Annotated in this window: 11 protein-coding genes; 5 read left to right on the top strand and 6 right to left on the bottom strand. The window is 63.4% G+C overall.

The features are described 5' to 3' along the window. Positions 1–7: 7 nt before the first annotated feature. Both entE and entC read right to left on the bottom strand, forming a co-directional pair. Complete coding sequence (gene entE / locus OWK27_RS04015) at positions 8–1,618, bottom strand: (2,3-dihydroxybenzoyl)adenylate synthase EntE (protein WP_267589879.1); 1,611 nt, start codon at positions 1,616–1,618, stop codon at positions 8–10. Positions 1,619–1,627: 9 nt separating this feature from the next. After that, positions 1,628–2,803, bottom strand: a complete 1,176-nt coding sequence (entC, locus tag OWK27_RS04010; protein WP_267589878.1) for an isochorismate synthase EntC — start codon at positions 2,801–2,803, stop codon at positions 1,628–1,630. A 188-nt stretch (positions 2,804–2,991) separates the two neighbouring features. Here entC and fepB point away from each other — a divergent pair, with 188 nt between their 5' ends. Beyond that, on the top strand, positions 2,992–3,951 hold the full coding sequence (fepB, locus tag OWK27_RS04005; protein WP_193355998.1) for a Fe2+-enterobactin ABC transporter substrate-binding protein: 960 nt from the start codon (positions 2,992–2,994) through the stop codon (positions 3,949–3,951). Positions 3,952–3,997: 46 nt separating this feature from the next. Here the strand turns inward: fepB and entS are convergent, their stop codons facing one another. Further along, positions 3,998–5,245 (bottom strand): enterobactin transporter EntS, encoded by a 1,248-nt coding sequence (gene entS, locus OWK27_RS04000; RefSeq protein ID WP_267589877.1) that lies wholly within the window; start codon positions 5,243–5,245, stop codon positions 3,998–4,000. A gap of 108 nt (positions 5,246–5,353) precedes the next feature. Here entS and fepD point away from each other — a divergent pair, with 108 nt between their 5' ends. From fepD to fepC, 3 genes are read left to right on the top strand one after another with little or no spacing between them, the layout of a single operon-like run. Further along, positions 5,354–6,358, top strand: a complete 1,005-nt coding sequence (gene fepD / locus OWK27_RS03995; protein WP_176610929.1) for a Fe(3+)-siderophore ABC transporter permease — start codon at positions 5,354–5,356, stop codon at positions 6,356–6,358. Beyond that, entirely contained in the window at positions 6,358–7,347 is a 990-nt protein-coding gene (gene fepG / locus OWK27_RS03990; protein WP_242174883.1) for an iron-enterobactin ABC transporter permease, read from the top strand. The genes fepD and fepG overlap by 1 nt, the downstream gene beginning before the upstream one ends. Continuing rightward, a complete protein-coding gene (gene fepC / locus OWK27_RS03985; RefSeq protein WP_176610930.1) occupies positions 7,344–8,144 on the top strand; it encodes an iron-enterobactin ABC transporter ATP-binding protein in 801 nt (266 codons plus the stop codon). The genes fepG and fepC overlap by 4 nt, the downstream gene beginning before the upstream one ends. Before the next feature lie 90 nt (positions 8,145–8,234). On the opposite strand, the gene entF is transcribed toward fepC, so the two are convergent. From entF to fes, 3 genes are read right to left on the bottom strand one after another with little or no spacing between them, the layout of a single operon-like run. Continuing rightward, entirely contained in the window at positions 8,235–12,092 is a 3,858-nt protein-coding gene (gene entF / locus OWK27_RS03980; RefSeq protein WP_267589876.1) for an enterobactin non-ribosomal peptide synthetase EntF, read from the bottom strand. After that, the gene (locus tag OWK27_RS03975) at positions 12,089–12,301 is read right to left on the bottom strand and encodes an MbtH family protein (protein WP_242174847.1); all 213 of its coding nucleotides are present in this window, start codon (positions 12,299–12,301) and stop codon (positions 12,089–12,091) included. Before OWK27_RS03975 ends, entF begins: the two co-directional genes overlap by 4 nt. Before the next feature lie 10 nt (positions 12,302–12,311). Next, positions 12,312–13,511 carry an enterochelin esterase gene (gene fes / locus OWK27_RS03970; RefSeq protein WP_267589875.1) on the bottom strand — a complete coding sequence of 400 codons (1,200 nt, stop codon included), beginning with the start codon at positions 13,509–13,511 and terminating at the stop codon, positions 12,312–12,314. Positions 13,512–13,656: 145 nt separating this feature from the next. On the opposite strand from fes, the gene OWK27_RS03965 reads away from it, so the two are divergent. After that, complete coding sequence (locus OWK27_RS03965) at positions 13,657–15,897, top strand: TonB-dependent siderophore receptor (protein ID WP_267589874.1); 2,241 nt, start codon at positions 13,657–13,659, stop codon at positions 15,895–15,897. The last annotated feature ends 166 nt before the right edge of the window (positions 15,898–16,063 follow it).

Here is a 16,063-nt window from a genome sequence, read left to right as displayed (position 1 = left end):
CTGTTCCTCAGCCCCGGGCGCGTTCAGCGAGCCACAGGCGCAACTGTTTTTTATCGACTTTGCCGACCGGCGTTAGCGGAAGCGCGTCCACGCTCTCCACGCGGTCCGGCAGCTTAAATTCGGCAACGCCCTGCTCGCGCAGGAAGCGGCGCACCTCGACCGCACGCAGGGGCTGTTTCACCACCAGATACGCGCAGCTCTTCTCGCCCAGCAGGCTGTCCTCCATGCTCACCAGCGCGGCGTGGATCACCGCGTCATGGCGCAGCAGCAGGTTTTCGATCTCTTCGGCGGCGATCTTCTCCCCGCCGCGGTTGATCTGATCCTTCTCGCGCCCCTGCACGGTGATGTACCCCTGCTCGTCAATGGCGATCAGATCGCCCGAGCAGTAAAAGCCGTTGGCGTCAAAGGCGCTGGCGTTGTGTTCCGGGCTGTTGAAATAGCCGCGGAAGGTATACGGGCCGCGCGTCATCAGACGCCCGACCTCACCGCGCGGCAGCGGGTTGCCGTGCTCGTCCGCCACCCACACTTCGTCGTCCGGGCACATCGGGCGGCCCTGGGTGTTGATGATGCGTTCCGGCGCGTCGTCGAGCGCGGTGTAGTTCACCAGCCCTTCCGCCATGCCGAACACCTGCTGCAGCTGGCAGCCTATTTCCGCCGGAATACGCGCGGCGAGCGTGGCGGAAAGCCTTGCCCCGCCCACCTGGAGCAGCTTCAGCGACGCAAGCTGCGCATTTCCCGCCCCGTCGGCAATCGCCTGCAGCCACAGGCTGACCGCCGGAGGCACCAGCGAGGTGACGTTAATCTGGTGCTGTTCGATTAGCGGGAAGCAGAGCGTGGCGCTCGGATCGTTCGCCAGCACCACGCAGCCGCCCGCGGTGAACACGCCTAGCGATCCCGGCGAGCTCATGGCGTAGTTATGCGCTGCCGGGAGCGCGTTCAGGTAACGGGTTTCGGCGGTAATGCCGCAGATCTCGTTGCTGCGACGAATGCTGTAGTCGTAGTCGTTATGCGTGCGCGGGATCAGCTTCGGCGTGCCGGTGCTGCCGCCGGAGAGCTGGAAGAACGCCACCTCGTCGGCAGGCGTGGGGTTGGGGATAAAATTGTCCGCCGGGCGGGCAATCACCGCCTCCAGCGCATGTTCGGCCCTGTCACCGCGCAGCAGCACCACGCGCACCGAGCGGTGTTCATCCACGAAAGCGTTGAGGAACTCATCGCCCGCGAACAGCGCGTGGCCGCGGTCGGCAATCAGTACGGCGGGCCTGATCTGCGCCGCGTAGGCGTTCAGCTCGCTGCGCTGATGGCTAAAGAGCGCGTTGACCGGCGCGACGCCAATCTGCAGCAGCGCGAAAAAGGTAACGTAAAACTCGGCCACGTTGCCGAGCTGCACCAGCGCGGTTTCGCCGCGGTGCAGCCCCTGCGCCTGAAGGGCAGACGCCAGGTTGTTCACCGCCTGATGAAACGCGCGGTAGGTAATGTAACAATCGCCGTCGATAATCGCGACCGCATCGCTGTCCGCGCGATCCGTCAGAATGTGGGTCAGCGGCAGATCCTGCCAGTAGCCTTTCTCACGGTAGCGGCGGGCAAAATCCTCAGGCCAGCGGGTAAAGCGGATGGTCATGAGTATTCCTTAGTGCAAACCAAAAACGTTGAGCATGGTGGAGAGCTTCACGCCGGTTTCGCGCCACTCGCCCACCGGCGAGGAGGCCGGCACGATACCCGCCCCGGCAAACAGGCGAACGGTGTTCTGGTGCAGACGCGCGCAGCGGATAGTCACCACCCACTCGCCGTTACCTTCGCTGTCGCACCAGCCGACGATGCCCCCGAACAGCTCGCGGTCGAACGGCTCCAGTTCGGCAATCAGCTCTTTTGCCGCCTGGTGCGGGAAACCGCTCAGGGCTGGCGTCGGGTGCAGCAGGCAGGCCAGCGTCAGGGCGTTCTCGTTTTCACGCGCTTCACCCTCTACCGGCGTCGCCAGATGCCACAGCGTTGGCGTGGTGATGAGCTGCGGGGAAGCGGGCATGCTCAGATGGTGGCTGCGCGGCTCCAGAACGGCCTTCATCGCCTGCGTCACCAGGTCGTGCTCGTGGCGGTCCTTTTCGGAGGCCAGCAGCTTAGTGCCCGCCTCGCGATCCAGCACGTCGTCAGGCTGACGGCGCGCGGAGCCCGCCAGCGGCAGCGAGCTAAAGCGGGCGCCCTCTTTGCGCAGCAGCAGCTCCGGGCTGGCGCCCAGCAGCACGCCGCCGTCTTCCAGCGGCACGTGGAAGTTGAAGCTGGCCGGGTTCTGGGCGATAAGACGCTCCATCAGCACGCCGCTATCGATTCGCCTGTCGGTGGCGATATCAATCAGGCGCGACAGCACGACCTTGTTCACCTGCGGCGTGGCGGTCAGCGACGCGGCGCGGGATACCATCTCTTCGAAAACCGGCTGCGGCGGAATTTCGGTGCGCTGCCGAACGTTCAGCGTCTGTGCGCCGGAGGCGTAGCGTGCCGACTGCTGGCGCGCCGGGCGCGAAAAGGTCTGCCAGCGTTGCGGAATAAACAGCGACGAGGGTTTGCGGGTATCGAAGGGAATTGCCCCTACCATCACCGGGTGGGCAATGCCGCTGTCTTTCGCGTGACGGAAAGCCTGAGCCAATTTCTGCTGGAAGTGACCCGACGGGTCGTCTCCGCCGACGGCGGATTCGGAGAAGCGGGCAAAACAGCCTGAGGTGGTAAAACTGCGGTAAGGCGACATAAAGAAAAAGCTGTCTGATTGCAGCGCGGTCGCGGTGTGCTGAACTTCCTCAGCCAGGGACGTGTCCATATCATCCTCCTCAAAATGATAAAAAAAGCAATAATGATTATCATTTATATTTTCGTCGGCTAACCTAATCCCACAGCGCCCCGCTGTCAACCGCCGGGCAAACAACTTGTGCTACAAATGCTTGCATCCCTTATCCGCAACCATGAAAATGAGAAGCATTATCTTCAGTAAAAACAGGATGCCGCTCTGTGAAATTCGCTGCCGTTTGCCGTAATGCCCTTCTTTTGACAGGACTTTTTGTTTTAGGACTAACCTCAGCAGCCGCCGCCGACTGGCCGCGTCAGGTCACCGACAGCCGCGGCGTGCACACCCTTGAGAGCAAACCGACGCGCATTGTCTCCACCAGCGTGACCTTAACCGGCTCCCTGCTGGCGATTGACGCCCCGGTTATCGCCAGCGGCGCCACCACGCCCAACAACCGCGTCGCGGATGCGCAGGGCTTCCTGCGCCAGTGGGGCGAGATTGCAAAGCAGCGCAAGGTTGCCCGTCTGTACATTGGCGAGCCGAGCGCGGAAGCTGTGGCCGCCCAGATGCCGGACCTGATTCTAATTAGCGCCACCGGCGGGGATTCCGCGCTGGCGCTCTACGATCAGCTCTCCGCCATCGCCCCGACGCTCGTCATCAACTACGACGACAAAAGCTGGCAGGAACTGCTGACGCAGCTCGGCACCCTTACCGGACACGAAAAGCAGGCCGCCGAACGCGTTGCCGCCTTCGATAAGCAGCTCGCGCAGGTGAAGCAGCAGATGACGCTGCCGCCGCAGCCGGTAAACGCCATCGTCTACACCGCCGCCGCGCACAGCGCTAACCTCTGGACCGCAGAATCGGCGCAGGGCAAGCTTTTGCACCAGCTGGGCTTCACGCTGGCGGACCTGCCTGCAGGGCTGCACACCTCCAAAAGCCAGGGCAAGCGCCACGACATTATTCAGCTGGGCGGTGAAAACCTGGCAACGGGGCTGAACGGCGAAGGGCTGTTTGTGTTTGCCGGTGACCAGAAAGACGTGGACGCGATTTACGCCAACCCGCTGCTGGCGCATCTGCCTTCGGTGAAAAACAAGCGCGTCTGGGCGCTGGGAACGGAGACGTTTCGCCTGGATTATTACAGCGCGATGCTGGTGTTAGAGAGATTAAACGCATTGTTTAAGTAGGCCTTTTCCCTCCCTCTCCCCGCGGGAGAGGGCCGGGGTGAGGGCATCAGGCCGCACCGTCGTTCAATACAACCTCCTGCCTGAACCGCCGCAATTCCGCTAATACCACCAGCAAAATCACGCCGACAACCGCCAGTACAAACCCGCTGCTGCTCGCCGAGGCTACCGGGGTCATTATCGCCCCCAGCCCGCCGAGGATCGCCGCACCAACCGCGTCGCCCGTCACGTTCTGCGCGGTCCACAGGCCGTTAATGCGCCCGAGCATCCCTTCCGGCGTCTGGGTCTGGATCAGGGTGTACTGTAGAAGAGAGCTGATAGCGCTCAGCCAGCCAAAAATGACCAGACACAGAACCCCCAGCGCCCAGACCGGCATCAGGCTGAAGAAGCCGATGGCGATAAACGAGGCCAGGGTTGCGACCAGCATAATCAGGCCCGGGCGCGCGCTCTGCGCCAGATTGCCGCTGGTGAGCGCCCCGAACGCTGCCCCGAGCGGAATGGCGGCGTACAGCACGCCAATCTCCGAGGCGCTCATCCGCCACTCGCCCGCCAGCGCCGGGTACAGCACGCGCACGGCGCTCGCCATCGTCAGCAGGCCGCCGAGCAGCGCAATGCCGCCGATGAGCGGGCTGCTGAACAGAAAGCGGATTGCCGCCATCAGGGATTTAAGCGGATGCTCGCGCGGCTGCGGCGGAGGGGGCAGCAGCGGCAGACGCAGCAGCGTCAGGGTGGTAATAAACGTTCCCGCCGCCGCCAGGCCGTAGTTCCACGCCACGCTGCCGGTTGCCAGCAATAATCCGCCAACCATCGGCGAAATCACCGAGCCGAGGCGCACGGTGAACATGGTGATCGCCCCGGCCTGCATCAGATTCTCGCGCCCGACCAGCGCGGGCGTGGCCGCCAGCAGCGCCGTTACGCCCAGCGAAGCAAAAAAGCCGTCCCACAGGCCGAGCGCGTAAATGGCAATCAGCGACGGCTCCGGCAGCATGGCGTTCAGGCACAGCCCGATAAAGCCCACGCCGCAGGTGCCGCGCGCCAGCAGGATCAGCTTTTTACGCTCGTAGCGATCCGCCAGCACGCCGCCGACCATCAGGCCGATAAACATCGCCCCGCCGGTTAAGGTCACGGATAACCCCACCAGCCAGCTGGAGTGGGTCATGGCCTGGATCTGCACGGGCACGGCGACGCCGAGCAGGCCGAGGGACAGAATGGAGATAAAGCGGGCGATAAAGACGGCGCGAAATGCCGGGTGCGTCTTGAGCAGGCTGAGGTTAAGCAGCCAGGATTTTTGATTCATGACAAGGCCTTGAGTCTATTTCTACCAATTCCATGGGCGCACATGCTAACATAGCCAAATAAGATAGATAACGATAATCACTATCATTATCAAATCATGGATGTTGCTATGTCGTTTTCCTCTTCTGCGGTGCGCGCCGTTGCCGTGCCCGCGTTATTGCTACTGCTAATCCTTGCGATTGCACTCAGCCTGCTGGTCGGCGCCAGGCCGCTGCCCGCGTCCGTTATTGTCGATGCGCTCTCCGGTACCTGCCAGAGCGCCGACTGCACCATCGTGCTCGACGCTCGCCTGCCCCGCACCCTTGCGGGACTGCTGGCCGGCGGCGCGCTCGGGCTTGCCGGTGCCCTGATGCAAACCCTTACCCGAAATCCGCTGGCGGATCCCGGCATTCTCGGCGTCAATTCCGGCGCCAGCTTTGCCATCGTGCTCGGCGCGGCGCTGTTCGGATTAACGTCACCCTCTGAACAGCTGGTGATGGCCTTCTGCGGCGCGCTGGCCGCCTCGCTGGTGGTCGCCTTTACCGGCAGCCAGGGCGGCGGGCAGCTGAGCCCGGTGCGCTTAACCCTGGCGGGCGTAGCGCTCGCGGCGGTGCTGGAAGGCTTATCGAACGGCATCGCCCTGCTCAACCCGGACGTCTACGACCAGCTGCGCTTCTGGCAGGCCGGTTCGCTGGATATTCGCACCCTGGATACGCTAAAGGTGGTGGTTATTCCGGTGATGATTGCCGCCGCCGTGGCGCTGTGCTTAAGCCGGGCGCTGAACAGCCTGAGCCTCGGCAGCGACACCGCTACCGCGCTCGGTAACCGCGTGGCGCGCACGCAGCTGACTGGCCTGCTCGCCATCACCGTGCTGTGCGGCAGCGCGACCGCCGTGGTCGGTCCGATTGCCTTTATCGGCCTGATGATGCCGCACGTGGCGCGCTGGCTGGTGGGGGCGGATCACCGCTGGTCGCTGCCGGTGACGCTGCTGGCCACCCCGGCCCTGCTGCTGTTTGCCGACGTGCTGGGCCGCCTGCTGGTGCCCGGAGAGCTGCGCGTCTCGGTGGTGAGCGCCTTTATCGGCGCGCCGGTGCTGATCTTCCTGGTACGACGCAGACGCGGAGGTGGCGCATGATGGCCCCGTCCCGTCGCCTGGTCACCAGCGTCTCCCTGCTGGTCATGGCCCTGCTGCTGCTGGCGGTCTGGAGCCTGCAAAGCGGCGCCGTCACGCTCGATTTCGCGCAGGTCCTTCACGCCCTCACCGGCAGCGCGCCGCGCAATATCACCCTGGTGGTGACGGAGTGGCGACTGCCGCGCGTGGCGATGGCCATTCTGGTGGGCGCGGCACTCGGCGTCAGCGGCGCGATTTTCCAGTCGCTGATGCGCAACCCGCTCGGCAGCCCGGACGTGATGGGCCTCAATACCGGAGCCTGGAGCGGCGTGCTGGTGGCGATGGTGCTGTTTGGCCAGCACCTGACGGCCATCACCTTTACGGCGATGGCCGGCGGCATTGTCACGTCGCTGGCTATCTGGCTGCTTGCCTGGCGCAACGGCATCGACACCTTCCGCCTGATCATTATCGGTATCGGCGTGCGCGCGATGCTGATGGCCTTTAACACCTGGCTTTTACTGCAGGCCTCGCTGGAAACCGCGCTCTCGGCCGGGCTGTGGTATGCCGGTTCCCTCAACGGCCTGACGTGGGGCAAAACCTGGCCCGCCGCGCCGCTGATTTTGCTGATGTTTATAGCCGCGCTGCTGCTGGTGCGGCGCATGCGGCTGCTGGAGATGGGCGACGACACCGCCTGCGCGCTGGGCGTGGGGGTAGAGCGTTCGCGCCTGATGCTGATGCTGGTGGCCGTGCTGCTCACCGCGGCCTCCACCGCGATTGCCGGACCGATCTCGTTTATCGCCCTGGTCGCCCCGCACATTGCGCGGCGTCTTAGCGGTACGGCGCGCTGGGGGTTAACCCAGGCCGCGCTGTGCGGGGCGACGTTACTGCTGGCTGCCGATCTCTGCGCCCAGCGGCTGTTTATGCCTTATCAACTTCCGGTAGGCGTGGTGACCGTCAGCCTCGGCGGAATTTACCTTATCGTTTTGCTCGTTCAGGAGTCACGCAAGAAATGACAGACTCAACCACCCGCTTGCGCGGCGAAAACCTCACCCTCGCCTACGGCAAAAAAATCATTGCCCGTGATTTGACCGTCTCCGTACCTGACGGCCACTTTACGGCGATCATCGGCCCGAACGGCTGCGGTAAATCGACGCTGCTGCGCACCCTGAGCCGCCTGATGGCCCCGGCTGAGGGCAGCGTATTTCTCGACGGCGAGCAGATCCAGCGCTTCGCCAACAAAGAGGTGGCGCGGCGCATCGGGCTGCTGGCGCAGAACGCCACCACGCCGGGGGATATCACGGTGCAGGAGCTGGTTTCGCGCGGACGCTATCCGCACCAGCCGCTGTTTACCCGCTGGCGCAGGGAAGATGACGAGGCGGTGAACCGCGCGATGCGGGCGACGGGGATTACCGATCTCGCCCTGCAAAGCGTGGACACCCTCTCCGGCGGACAGCGGCAGCGGGCGTGGATCGCGATGGTGCTGGCGCAGGAAACCTCCATCATGCTGCTGGACGAGCCGACGACCTGGCTGGACATCAGCCATCAGATTGACCTGCTGGAGCTGCTGAGCGAGCTGAACCGCACGCAGGGCTATACCCTGGCGGCGGTGCTGCATGATTTGAATCAGGCGTGCCGCTACGCCACGCATCTGATTGCCTTGCGCGACGGCGAGATTGTGGCGCAGGGCGCGCCGAAGGAGATTGTGACGCCAGAGCTGATCGAGCGGATCTACGGCATGCGCTGCATGATTATTGACGATCCGGTGGCGGGCACGCCGCTGGTGGTGCCGCTTGGAAAGCGTGCGGTCTGATGGCCCCTCACCCTGACCCTCTCCCCAAAGGGGCGAGGGGACGATTACACCCTCTCCCCTTTGGGGAGAGGGCTGGGGTGAGGGGAACAATTATCCCAAAATCTCCTTCAACACCGGTCCTATCTTCTCAAACGCCTGCGGTGAAATGATATCCACGTGGGCGCAGTCCTGGCTGTACACCTCCAGTTCACCCACCCACGGCGCCCACGCGACCTGCGGATCCATCGTTCGCGTGCGTTCGGCAACGAACAGCGTCGCTTTTCCGTCAAAGCGTGAGCTGCGTGCCGTGGTGAGCAGCCGCACCGCGTCGGCGTAGTTGCCCTCAATGGCGTTAAACAGCGCGCTGGAGCCCTGCCCCTGCTGGGCGGCAATAAACGCCTGACGCTCGCGCTCGATCTCTGCCAGCACCTCCGGGTCGAGGCCGTTGGCCTCTTTCTCCGCCCAGTTCTGGGTTTCCGGCGGCCAGGTGTCCAGCAGGCCGAGGAACGCTACGGTTTCGCCCTGCTCGCGCAGACGCGCCGCAATCCCCTGCGCCAGCGTGCCGCCGAGGGAATAGCCGAACAGGTAGTACGGCCCCTGCGGCTGCTGCTTACGCAACGTGCTCAGATGATGTTCGATCACCCCATCCAGATCCGCGCACTGCTGCATCGGCCCGTCCGGGCGCGGCGACTGAATGCCGGTAACAGACCAGCGCGGGCTGAGATAGCGCGCCAGCACGCTGAACTGCCAGGCAAAGCCGGACGCCGGATGGAAGCAAAACAGCGTCGGGCCGTCGCTCTCGCGCAGCGGGAGCAGGGTTTCATACCCCAGACGCTGCGCCTGCTCGTCGCTCATCTGCGAGTCCAGCAGGGCGCTGAGCTTGCTGACCGTGGAGGCGACCATAACCTGCCCCGGCGTGACCTTACGGCTAAACGCGCGGCTGAGCTGTGCCGCCAGGCGCATCGCCAGCAGCGAGTGGCCGCCGAGGGCAAAGAAGTCGGCTTCGATATCGTTTACCTCGCAGCCCAGCAGCGCCGAGAACGCCTGCGCCACGGTAACTTCGGTTTCGCCTTCCGGCGCGCGGCCGGAGGTTTTGCTGGTCAGCTCCGGCAGCGGCAGCGCCTTGCGGTCGAGCTTGCCGTTCGCGCTTAACGGCAGCGCGCTGATTTGCAGCAGCACCACCGGCACCATGTGCGGCGGCAGCTGTGCCTTCAGCGATTCCAGCAGCGCGTCGCGATCCAGCGGCAGACCCGATTCGGAGACGACATACCCCACCAGCTGGCGCGCATCGCCGCCCGTTGCCGCCGCCTGGTTGAACACGCAGGCGTGCGCCACGGCCTGAGCCACGTCCGGCAGCGACAGCATCGCCCGGTCGATTTCGCCAAGCTCGATGCGCTGGCCGCGAATTTTCAGCTGATCGTCGCTGCGGCCTAGGTATTCCACCGCGCCATTGTCCAGCCAGCGGGCAACGTCGCCGGTGCGGTACATGCGCTCGCCGGGGGCAAACGGATCGGCGATAAAGCGGCTGGCGGTGAGGTCGGGACGGCCCAGATACCCCTGCGCCAGCTGGATGCCGGTGAGATACAGATCCCCCGCCACCCCAAACGGCACCGGGCGCATCATCGCGTCCAGAATGCGCAGCCCCGTGTTCCACACCGGGAAGCCGATCGGCACGCTGTTGCCTGAAACTGCCGCCAGCTCTGGTCCAAATGCCGGATACCAGCTGACGTCCACCGCCGCTTCGGTCGGGCCGTAGAGGTTGTGCAGCGGCACATGGGTGAGCAATTCCCACTCGCGGCACAGCCCGGCAGGCAGCGCTTCGCCGCTGCAGAACACCTGCTTAAGCGACGCGCAGCACGCCACGTTTTCCGGCGTCAGCGAGGCGACAAACGCCGCCAGCATCGACGGCACGAAGTGGGTCGTCGTCACGCCGTACTGTTCAAAGAAGCTCTGCATCGCCTGCGGATCGCGGTGCGCGTCCGGCTCGGCCATCACCAGCTTCGCCCCGGCGATAAACGGCCACCAGAACTCCCAGACCGACACGTCAAAGCTGCACGGCGTTTTCTGCGCCACTACGTCATTCGCCGCCAGCGGGTAGCTGTCCTGCATCCACTTCAGGCGGTTAACGATGGCGGTATGGCCGACCATCACCCCTTTCGGACGCCCCGTCGAACCGGAGGTAAAGATGATGTACGCGGTCTGCTCCGGCTTCGCCAGCCGCAGCGGTTCAGCACCTGCGGTCGGTAACAGTGTGTTGTAACTAAACGTCGTAATCAGCAAATCGCTAAAGCGCGGTAGCTGCTCGTCGGTGGTAATCAGCAGCGAGGGCCTGGCGTCCTCCAGCATCATCCGCAGGCGATCGTCCGGGTAGCCGGTGTCCAGCGGCAGCCACGCGGCGCCTGCCTCGACGATGCCGTGCAGCGCCAGGGTCAGAAATACCGAGCGCGGCAGGGCCACCGCCACGCTGTCGCCGGGCTTCACGCCGCGTTCGCGAAGCAGGTTCGCCAGCGCGACGACCTGCTCGCGCATCTGGCGGTAGCTCAGCTCAACGTTTGCATCCGCCAGCGCGGGGGCGTCCGGGGTTTTGCTCGCCTGCTCCGCCACCAGATCCGCAAGCGTGGTGGACGGCAGCGCCAGCCCGGTATCATTGATGCGCGCAAGCTGGGCGTATTCCTGCTCAGAAACGGTTTCCACTTCACCGCAGCGCAGGTCCGGGTTGGCGGCAAACTGCGCCAGCATCGCGTTCAGGCGCGAAACGTGGCGGGCAAGCGTCGCCTCGTCGTAACGCTCTTTACTGGCGAGGAGCTCGATGCTCAATCCGCCCTGCTCGTCGGGGAATAATGCCAGCTCCAGATCGTTCACCGGGCCGGTGGCCAGCGTGTGGGTGGTGGCCTCCACGCCGTCGATATCCAGCTGATAATCGAATACCTTGACGTTCAGCACCGGGCCAAACAGGGCTTCATCGCCTGCGGCACGCCCGCTGTCGCGCACGATCTGCTCGGCGTCATAGCGCTGATGGCGGCGCATTTTTTTCAGCTGGTTCGCCAGGCGAAGCGCCAGCTCCGGCAGGCTCTCCTGCGGATTGATATTGACCGCCAGCGGCAGCACGTTGAGCACCGGGCCGGTCGCGGTCAGCGCGGCGGAGCCCATGCGGCGCATAAAGATAAACCCGGCGGCGTAGTCCGGCCGTCCGGTCAGGCGGCCCAGCCACAGCGCCACCAGCGCAAGCGCCAGGTCGGTGCGCTGCGCCTGTCCTGCCGCCTGCGCAAGCTGGCTGAAGGCGCGGCCGTCCATTGCAATTTTCAGGCGCAGAATGTCGGTGGTGGCGGAGCGTCCCGGCAGCGGCGCGGAGGAGAGCGAGACCGGAGGAGGAAGCTGCCTGCGCTGCCCGGCCCAGAAGGTACCGTCGCGCTGATAAGCCTCGCTGTCGCGATAGCGCTGATACTCGTCAACCACCTCAGCGAACGGCGTAAACGGCGAGGCAGGCGCGGGTTCGCCCCGTTTCCAGGCGGCGTAAATCGCGGCAATCTGGCGGGTAATGGCCGGGAAGCTGAAGCCATCCACCACCAGATGGTGATAGCGCTGATACCAGTACCACTGGCGCTCGCCGACCTGAATCAGCTGGTGAAACGCCAGCGGCTGACCGCCGTCCACGCGCAGGTTCTGATTAAGATCGCTTTCCATCAGCGCCACGGCGGCCTCGTGAGAGTCAACGCGAACGATGGACGGCTCGGGCAGCGTTATGGCTTCATCAACCCACTGCCACACCTCGCCGTTATCCTCGGCAAAACGCATCCGCAGGGTATCGGCCTGCATCATGCCTTCAGCAATCGCTTTTGCCAGCAATGGCGCGTCAATGTCGCCCTTAAGCTCGGTATAGTGCGCCACGCTCCAGGCATTCGGCAGGGTGGAAAGCTGTTCCGCCATCCAGATGCCCGGCTGGGCGGCGACGAGAGGAAGACGGTTCATGCGCTCTCCCCCGCAAAATGGGACGGGACAAGCGTTTGCCAGCGCTCAGCCAGCCACTGCCGGCACGCCTCCTGGGACTGCGGCTCGCATACCACGCGCCAGCCTGCGGGCAATTCGCACTGCTGCGGCCACAGGCTGTACTGCCCCTGGTCATTTTGCAAAATGGCGAACTGCCCCTGCGGATTATCGAAAGGATTGCTGAATTCCATACAGACTCCGTTATTGAATAAGCGGCTGCCAGAGGGTCATCAGCCCCTGCGTCAGCCCACCGCGCCAGCAAAGCGCATCGTGTCCGCCGTCAACCTGACGCCAGACAACCGGCTGCTGTGGGTGTAGTTCGGCGTAAATGGCCTGATTCGCGCGCAAAATGAGCGGCTCGTTGCGCCCGGCTTCAAGAACGATGCGCAGGCCGCGTGCGGCTTTCTCACCCGCTTTGAGTTGGGCGATAAGCAGCCCTTCCTGCTGCCCGCCGCGGTGCGGCCACCAGTAAGAGCCGGACTGGCTCAGCACGCAGCCAAAGCGCTGCGGCCAGTTGAGTGCGGCATAGAGAGAGGAGAGACCGCCGAAGCTCTGACCTGCGACTACCGTACGGTCGGCGCGGTCGCTGAAGGGCGTTATGCTTTTTACCTGCGGGAGGAGCTCTTCCTGCACCGCCAGCCAGAAATCGGCGTTGCACGGCAGCTCGCGGCTGCGGTGTGCGGTATCAATCATGTCGATCAGGACGTAGACCGCGGGCGGCAGCCTGCCGTCAACGGTCAGCGCCGTCAGCGCAGGCCAGACGGGCATGCTTTCCGCCCAGAACTGCCCGTCAAGCAGCACCGCCAGCGGGCGCTCGGGGCTGACGTCTCCGGTGGTAAAGATCCACACGCGGCGGCGGTTCTTCAGGCGCTCGCTGTTCCACTCAATGCAGAGCGGCGCCTGATACGGCGTATCGGGACGATCCCAGCCGGGCTGAAGGGGCGCGTCCGGCATCTCCAGCGCCGAGACGGCATGCCCGCGCCCGCCGCGCCAGCTCTCCGGATTCAGCGGGTCAGACACCGCGCGCGGCAGCAGCCTGCGCCAGCCTTCGCGCAGCGCCATGCGGTCCGGCTGCTCGCCTTCAAACACGGCACCGGCAAAATCGTTGTCGTTATCGGAGGGAATAAAACAGTAGCTGCCGCGCCATTCGGGGCTGAACTCGCCCTGCCACCGCCAGACGTCGGTATTCGGGATGCGTTCAAGGGACTGCGGGCGGGCATTTTGATGGTGATCGGTCACGCCGGTGATGTAAAGCCAGACGCGTTTCACCGTAGACGTGTCCTGCGTTCCTGCCGGGTCCCGCCACCAGAAGGTGACGCGATAGTTCTCCTTATGGCGCTCCCACTCAGGCCCGTTTTTTGACTGCCACCACGCCTCACTTCCCGTTGTTAACGCCGTCACCCTTATAACCCCATGTTTAACAGTCTTTTTTGTTTCAGAGCAAATTTTATTGATAATATTATTGATAACTATTTGCATTTGCAATAGCGTAGTGCCCGCGCTGTGGGAAGCGCGCTCAAAAGCAACCATAAAAGCGGGACATCTAATGAATAAGAAGATTCACTCTCTGGCCTTGCTGGTCAATTTAGGGATTTACGGCGTCGCGCTGCCCGCCATGGCAGACGACAGCACCGCCTCCGCGCAGCACGAAGACACCATGGTAATCACCGCCGCCGAGCAGAATTTGCAGGCGCCGGGGGTTTCCACCATTACCGCCGACGAGATCCGCAAAAACCCGCCCGCGCGCGACGTGGCGGAAATCATTCGCACTATGCCGGGCGTTAACCTGACCGGGAACTCCACCAGCGGCCAGCGCGGTAACAACCGTCAGATTGATATTCGCGGCATGGGGCCGGAAAACACCCTGATCCTGATCGACGGCAAGCCGGTAACCAGCCGTAACTCCATCCGCCTGGGCTGGCGCGGCGAGCGCGATACCCGCGGCGACACCGGCTGGGTGCCGCCAGAGATGATCGAGCGTATTGAGGTCATTCGCGGTCCGGCCGCCGCCCGCTACGGTAACGGCGCGGCAGGTGGCGTGGTGAACATCATCACCAAAAAGTTCGACGACCAGTGGCACGGCTCCTGGAACACCTATCTGAACGCGCCGGAACACAAAGACGAAGGTTCCACCAAACGCACCAACTTCAGCCTGAGCGGCCCGCTGGGCGGCGACTTCAGCTTCCGCATGTTCGGTAACCTGGACAAAACCCAGGCCGACGCGTGGGACATCAACCAGGGTCACCAGTCTGACCGCACGGGCGCTTACGCCAACACCCTGCCCGCAGGCCGTGAGGGCGTAGAGAACAAAGACATCAACGGCGTGGTGCGCTGGGACTTCGCGCCAATGCAGTCCCTGGAGTTTGAGGCGGGCTACAGCCGCCAGAACAACCTGTATGCGGGCGACACGCAGAACACCAACAACGACAATGCGCTGGTGAAGAAAAACTACGGCAAAGAGACTAACCGTATCTATCGCCAGAACTTTGCCGTCACCTGGAACGGCGGCTGGGATAACGGCATTACCACCAGCAACTGGGCGCAGTACGAACACACCCGCAACTCCCGTCTGGGCGAAGGGCTGGCGGGCGGTACTGAAGGTCTGTTCAACAGCAATAAATTCACCGACACCGATCTCTCCGACGTGATGCTGCACAGCGAAATCAACCTGCCGATTGATTTCATCGTCAACCAGAACCTGACGCTGGGCACCGAGTGGAACCAGCAGCGCATGAAGGACTCCACCTCCTTCACGCAAACCCAGCAGGGCGGCACCGTTCCGGGCATGAGCGACGACCGCAGCCCGTACACGTCAGCGGAGATTTTCTCCCTGTTCGCTGAAAACAACATGGAGCTGACCGACAGCACCATGCTGACCCCTGCCCTGCGCTTCGACCATCACACCATCGTGGGTAACAACTGGAGCCCGTCCCTGAACCTGTCGCAGGGCCTGGGGGATGACTTCACGCTGAAGATGGGCATCGCGCGCGCCTATAAGGCACCGAGCCTGTATCAGACCAACCCGAACTACCTGTTATACAGCAAGGGCCAGGGCTGCTACGCAAGCTCCGACGGCGTGGGCTGCTACATGATGGGTAACGACGATCTGAAAGCGGAAACCAGCATCAACAAAGAGATTGGCCTGGAGTGGAAGCGCGACGGCTGGCTGGCAGGCGTGACCTGGTTCCGCAACGACTACCGCGACAAGATCGAAGCGGGCTATGCGCCGATTGGCCAGACCTCCACCAGCAAAGTCACTACCGACATCTACCAGTGGGAGAACGTGCCGAAGGCGGTGGTGGAAGGACTGGAAGGTTCCCTGAACGTGCCGGTCAGCGACACCATCAGCTGGACCAACAACATCACCTATATGCTGCAAAGCAAGAACAAGGAGACCGGCGATCGTCTGTCGATCATCCCGGAGTACACGCTGAACTCGACCCTGAGCTGGCAGGTGCATCAGGACGTGTCGCTTCAGTCGACCTTCACCTGGTACGGCAAGCAGCAGCCGAAGAAATACAACTACAAAGGTCAGCCGGTGACCGGGTCTGAGAAAGACGAAGTCAGCCCGTACAGCATCGTTGGCCTGAGCGCGACCTGGGACGTGACCAAAAACGTCAGCCTGACCGGCGGCGTGGACAACGTCTTTGATAAGCGCCAGTGGCGCGCGGGGAATGCCCAGACCACGGGTAACGCTACTACCGGCGCGTATATGTACGGTGCAGGGGCATATACGTATAATGAACCGGGCCGCACGTGGTATATGAGCGTGAATACCCGATTCTAGGTAAAAGCAAAACGGCAACCTCGTTGCCGTTTTTAATTTTTGCTCCCTTTCCCCGTGGGAGAGGGCTGGGGTGAGGTCGAGGTAAAAGCAAAACGGCAACCTCGTTGCCGTTTTTAATGTTTGCTTCCTCTCCCTGTGAGAGAGGGCCGGGGTGAGGTCGAGGTAA

The organism is Enterobacter cloacae complex sp. 2022EL-00788 (assembly GCF_026627565.1).
In the GTDB taxonomy this organism is placed as follows: domain Bacteria; phylum Pseudomonadota; class Gammaproteobacteria; order Enterobacterales; family Enterobacteriaceae; genus Enterobacter; species Enterobacter pasteurii.
This window is presented reverse-complemented; position numbering and strand designations above follow the sequence as displayed.

What these genes read in the sequence shown, in the direction of transcription:
- entE (WP_267589879.1), bottom strand. Translation starts at nt 1,618, where the DNA reads ATGACCATCCGCTTTACCCGCTGGCCTGAGGATTTTGCCCGCCGCTAC.
- entC (WP_267589878.1), bottom strand. Translation starts at nt 2,803, where the DNA reads ATGGACACGTCCCTGGCTGAGGAAGTTCAGCACACCGCGACCGCGCTG.
- entS (WP_267589877.1), bottom strand. Translation starts at nt 5,245, where the DNA reads ATGAATCAAAAATCCTGGCTGCTTAACCTCAGCCTGCTCAAGACGCAC.
- fepD (WP_176610929.1), top strand. Translation starts at nt 5,354, where the DNA reads ATGTCGTTTTCCTCTTCTGCGGTGCGCGCCGTTGCCGTGCCCGCGTTA.
- fepG (WP_242174883.1), top strand. Translation starts at nt 6,358, where the DNA reads ATGGCCCCGTCCCGTCGCCTGGTCACCAGCGTCTCCCTGCTGGTCATG.
- fepC (WP_176610930.1), top strand. Translation starts at nt 7,344, where the DNA reads ATGACAGACTCAACCACCCGCTTGCGCGGCGAAAACCTCACCCTCGCC.
- entF (WP_267589876.1), bottom strand. Translation starts at nt 12,092, where the DNA reads ATGAACCGTCTTCCTCTCGTCGCCGCCCAGCCGGGCATCTGGATGGCG.
- OWK27_RS03975 (WP_242174847.1), bottom strand. Translation starts at nt 12,301, where the DNA reads ATGGAATTCAGCAATCCTTTCGATAATCCGCAGGGGCAGTTCGCCATT.
- OWK27_RS03965 (WP_267589874.1), top strand. Translation starts at nt 13,657, where the DNA reads ATGAATAAGAAGATTCACTCTCTGGCCTTGCTGGTCAATTTAGGGATT.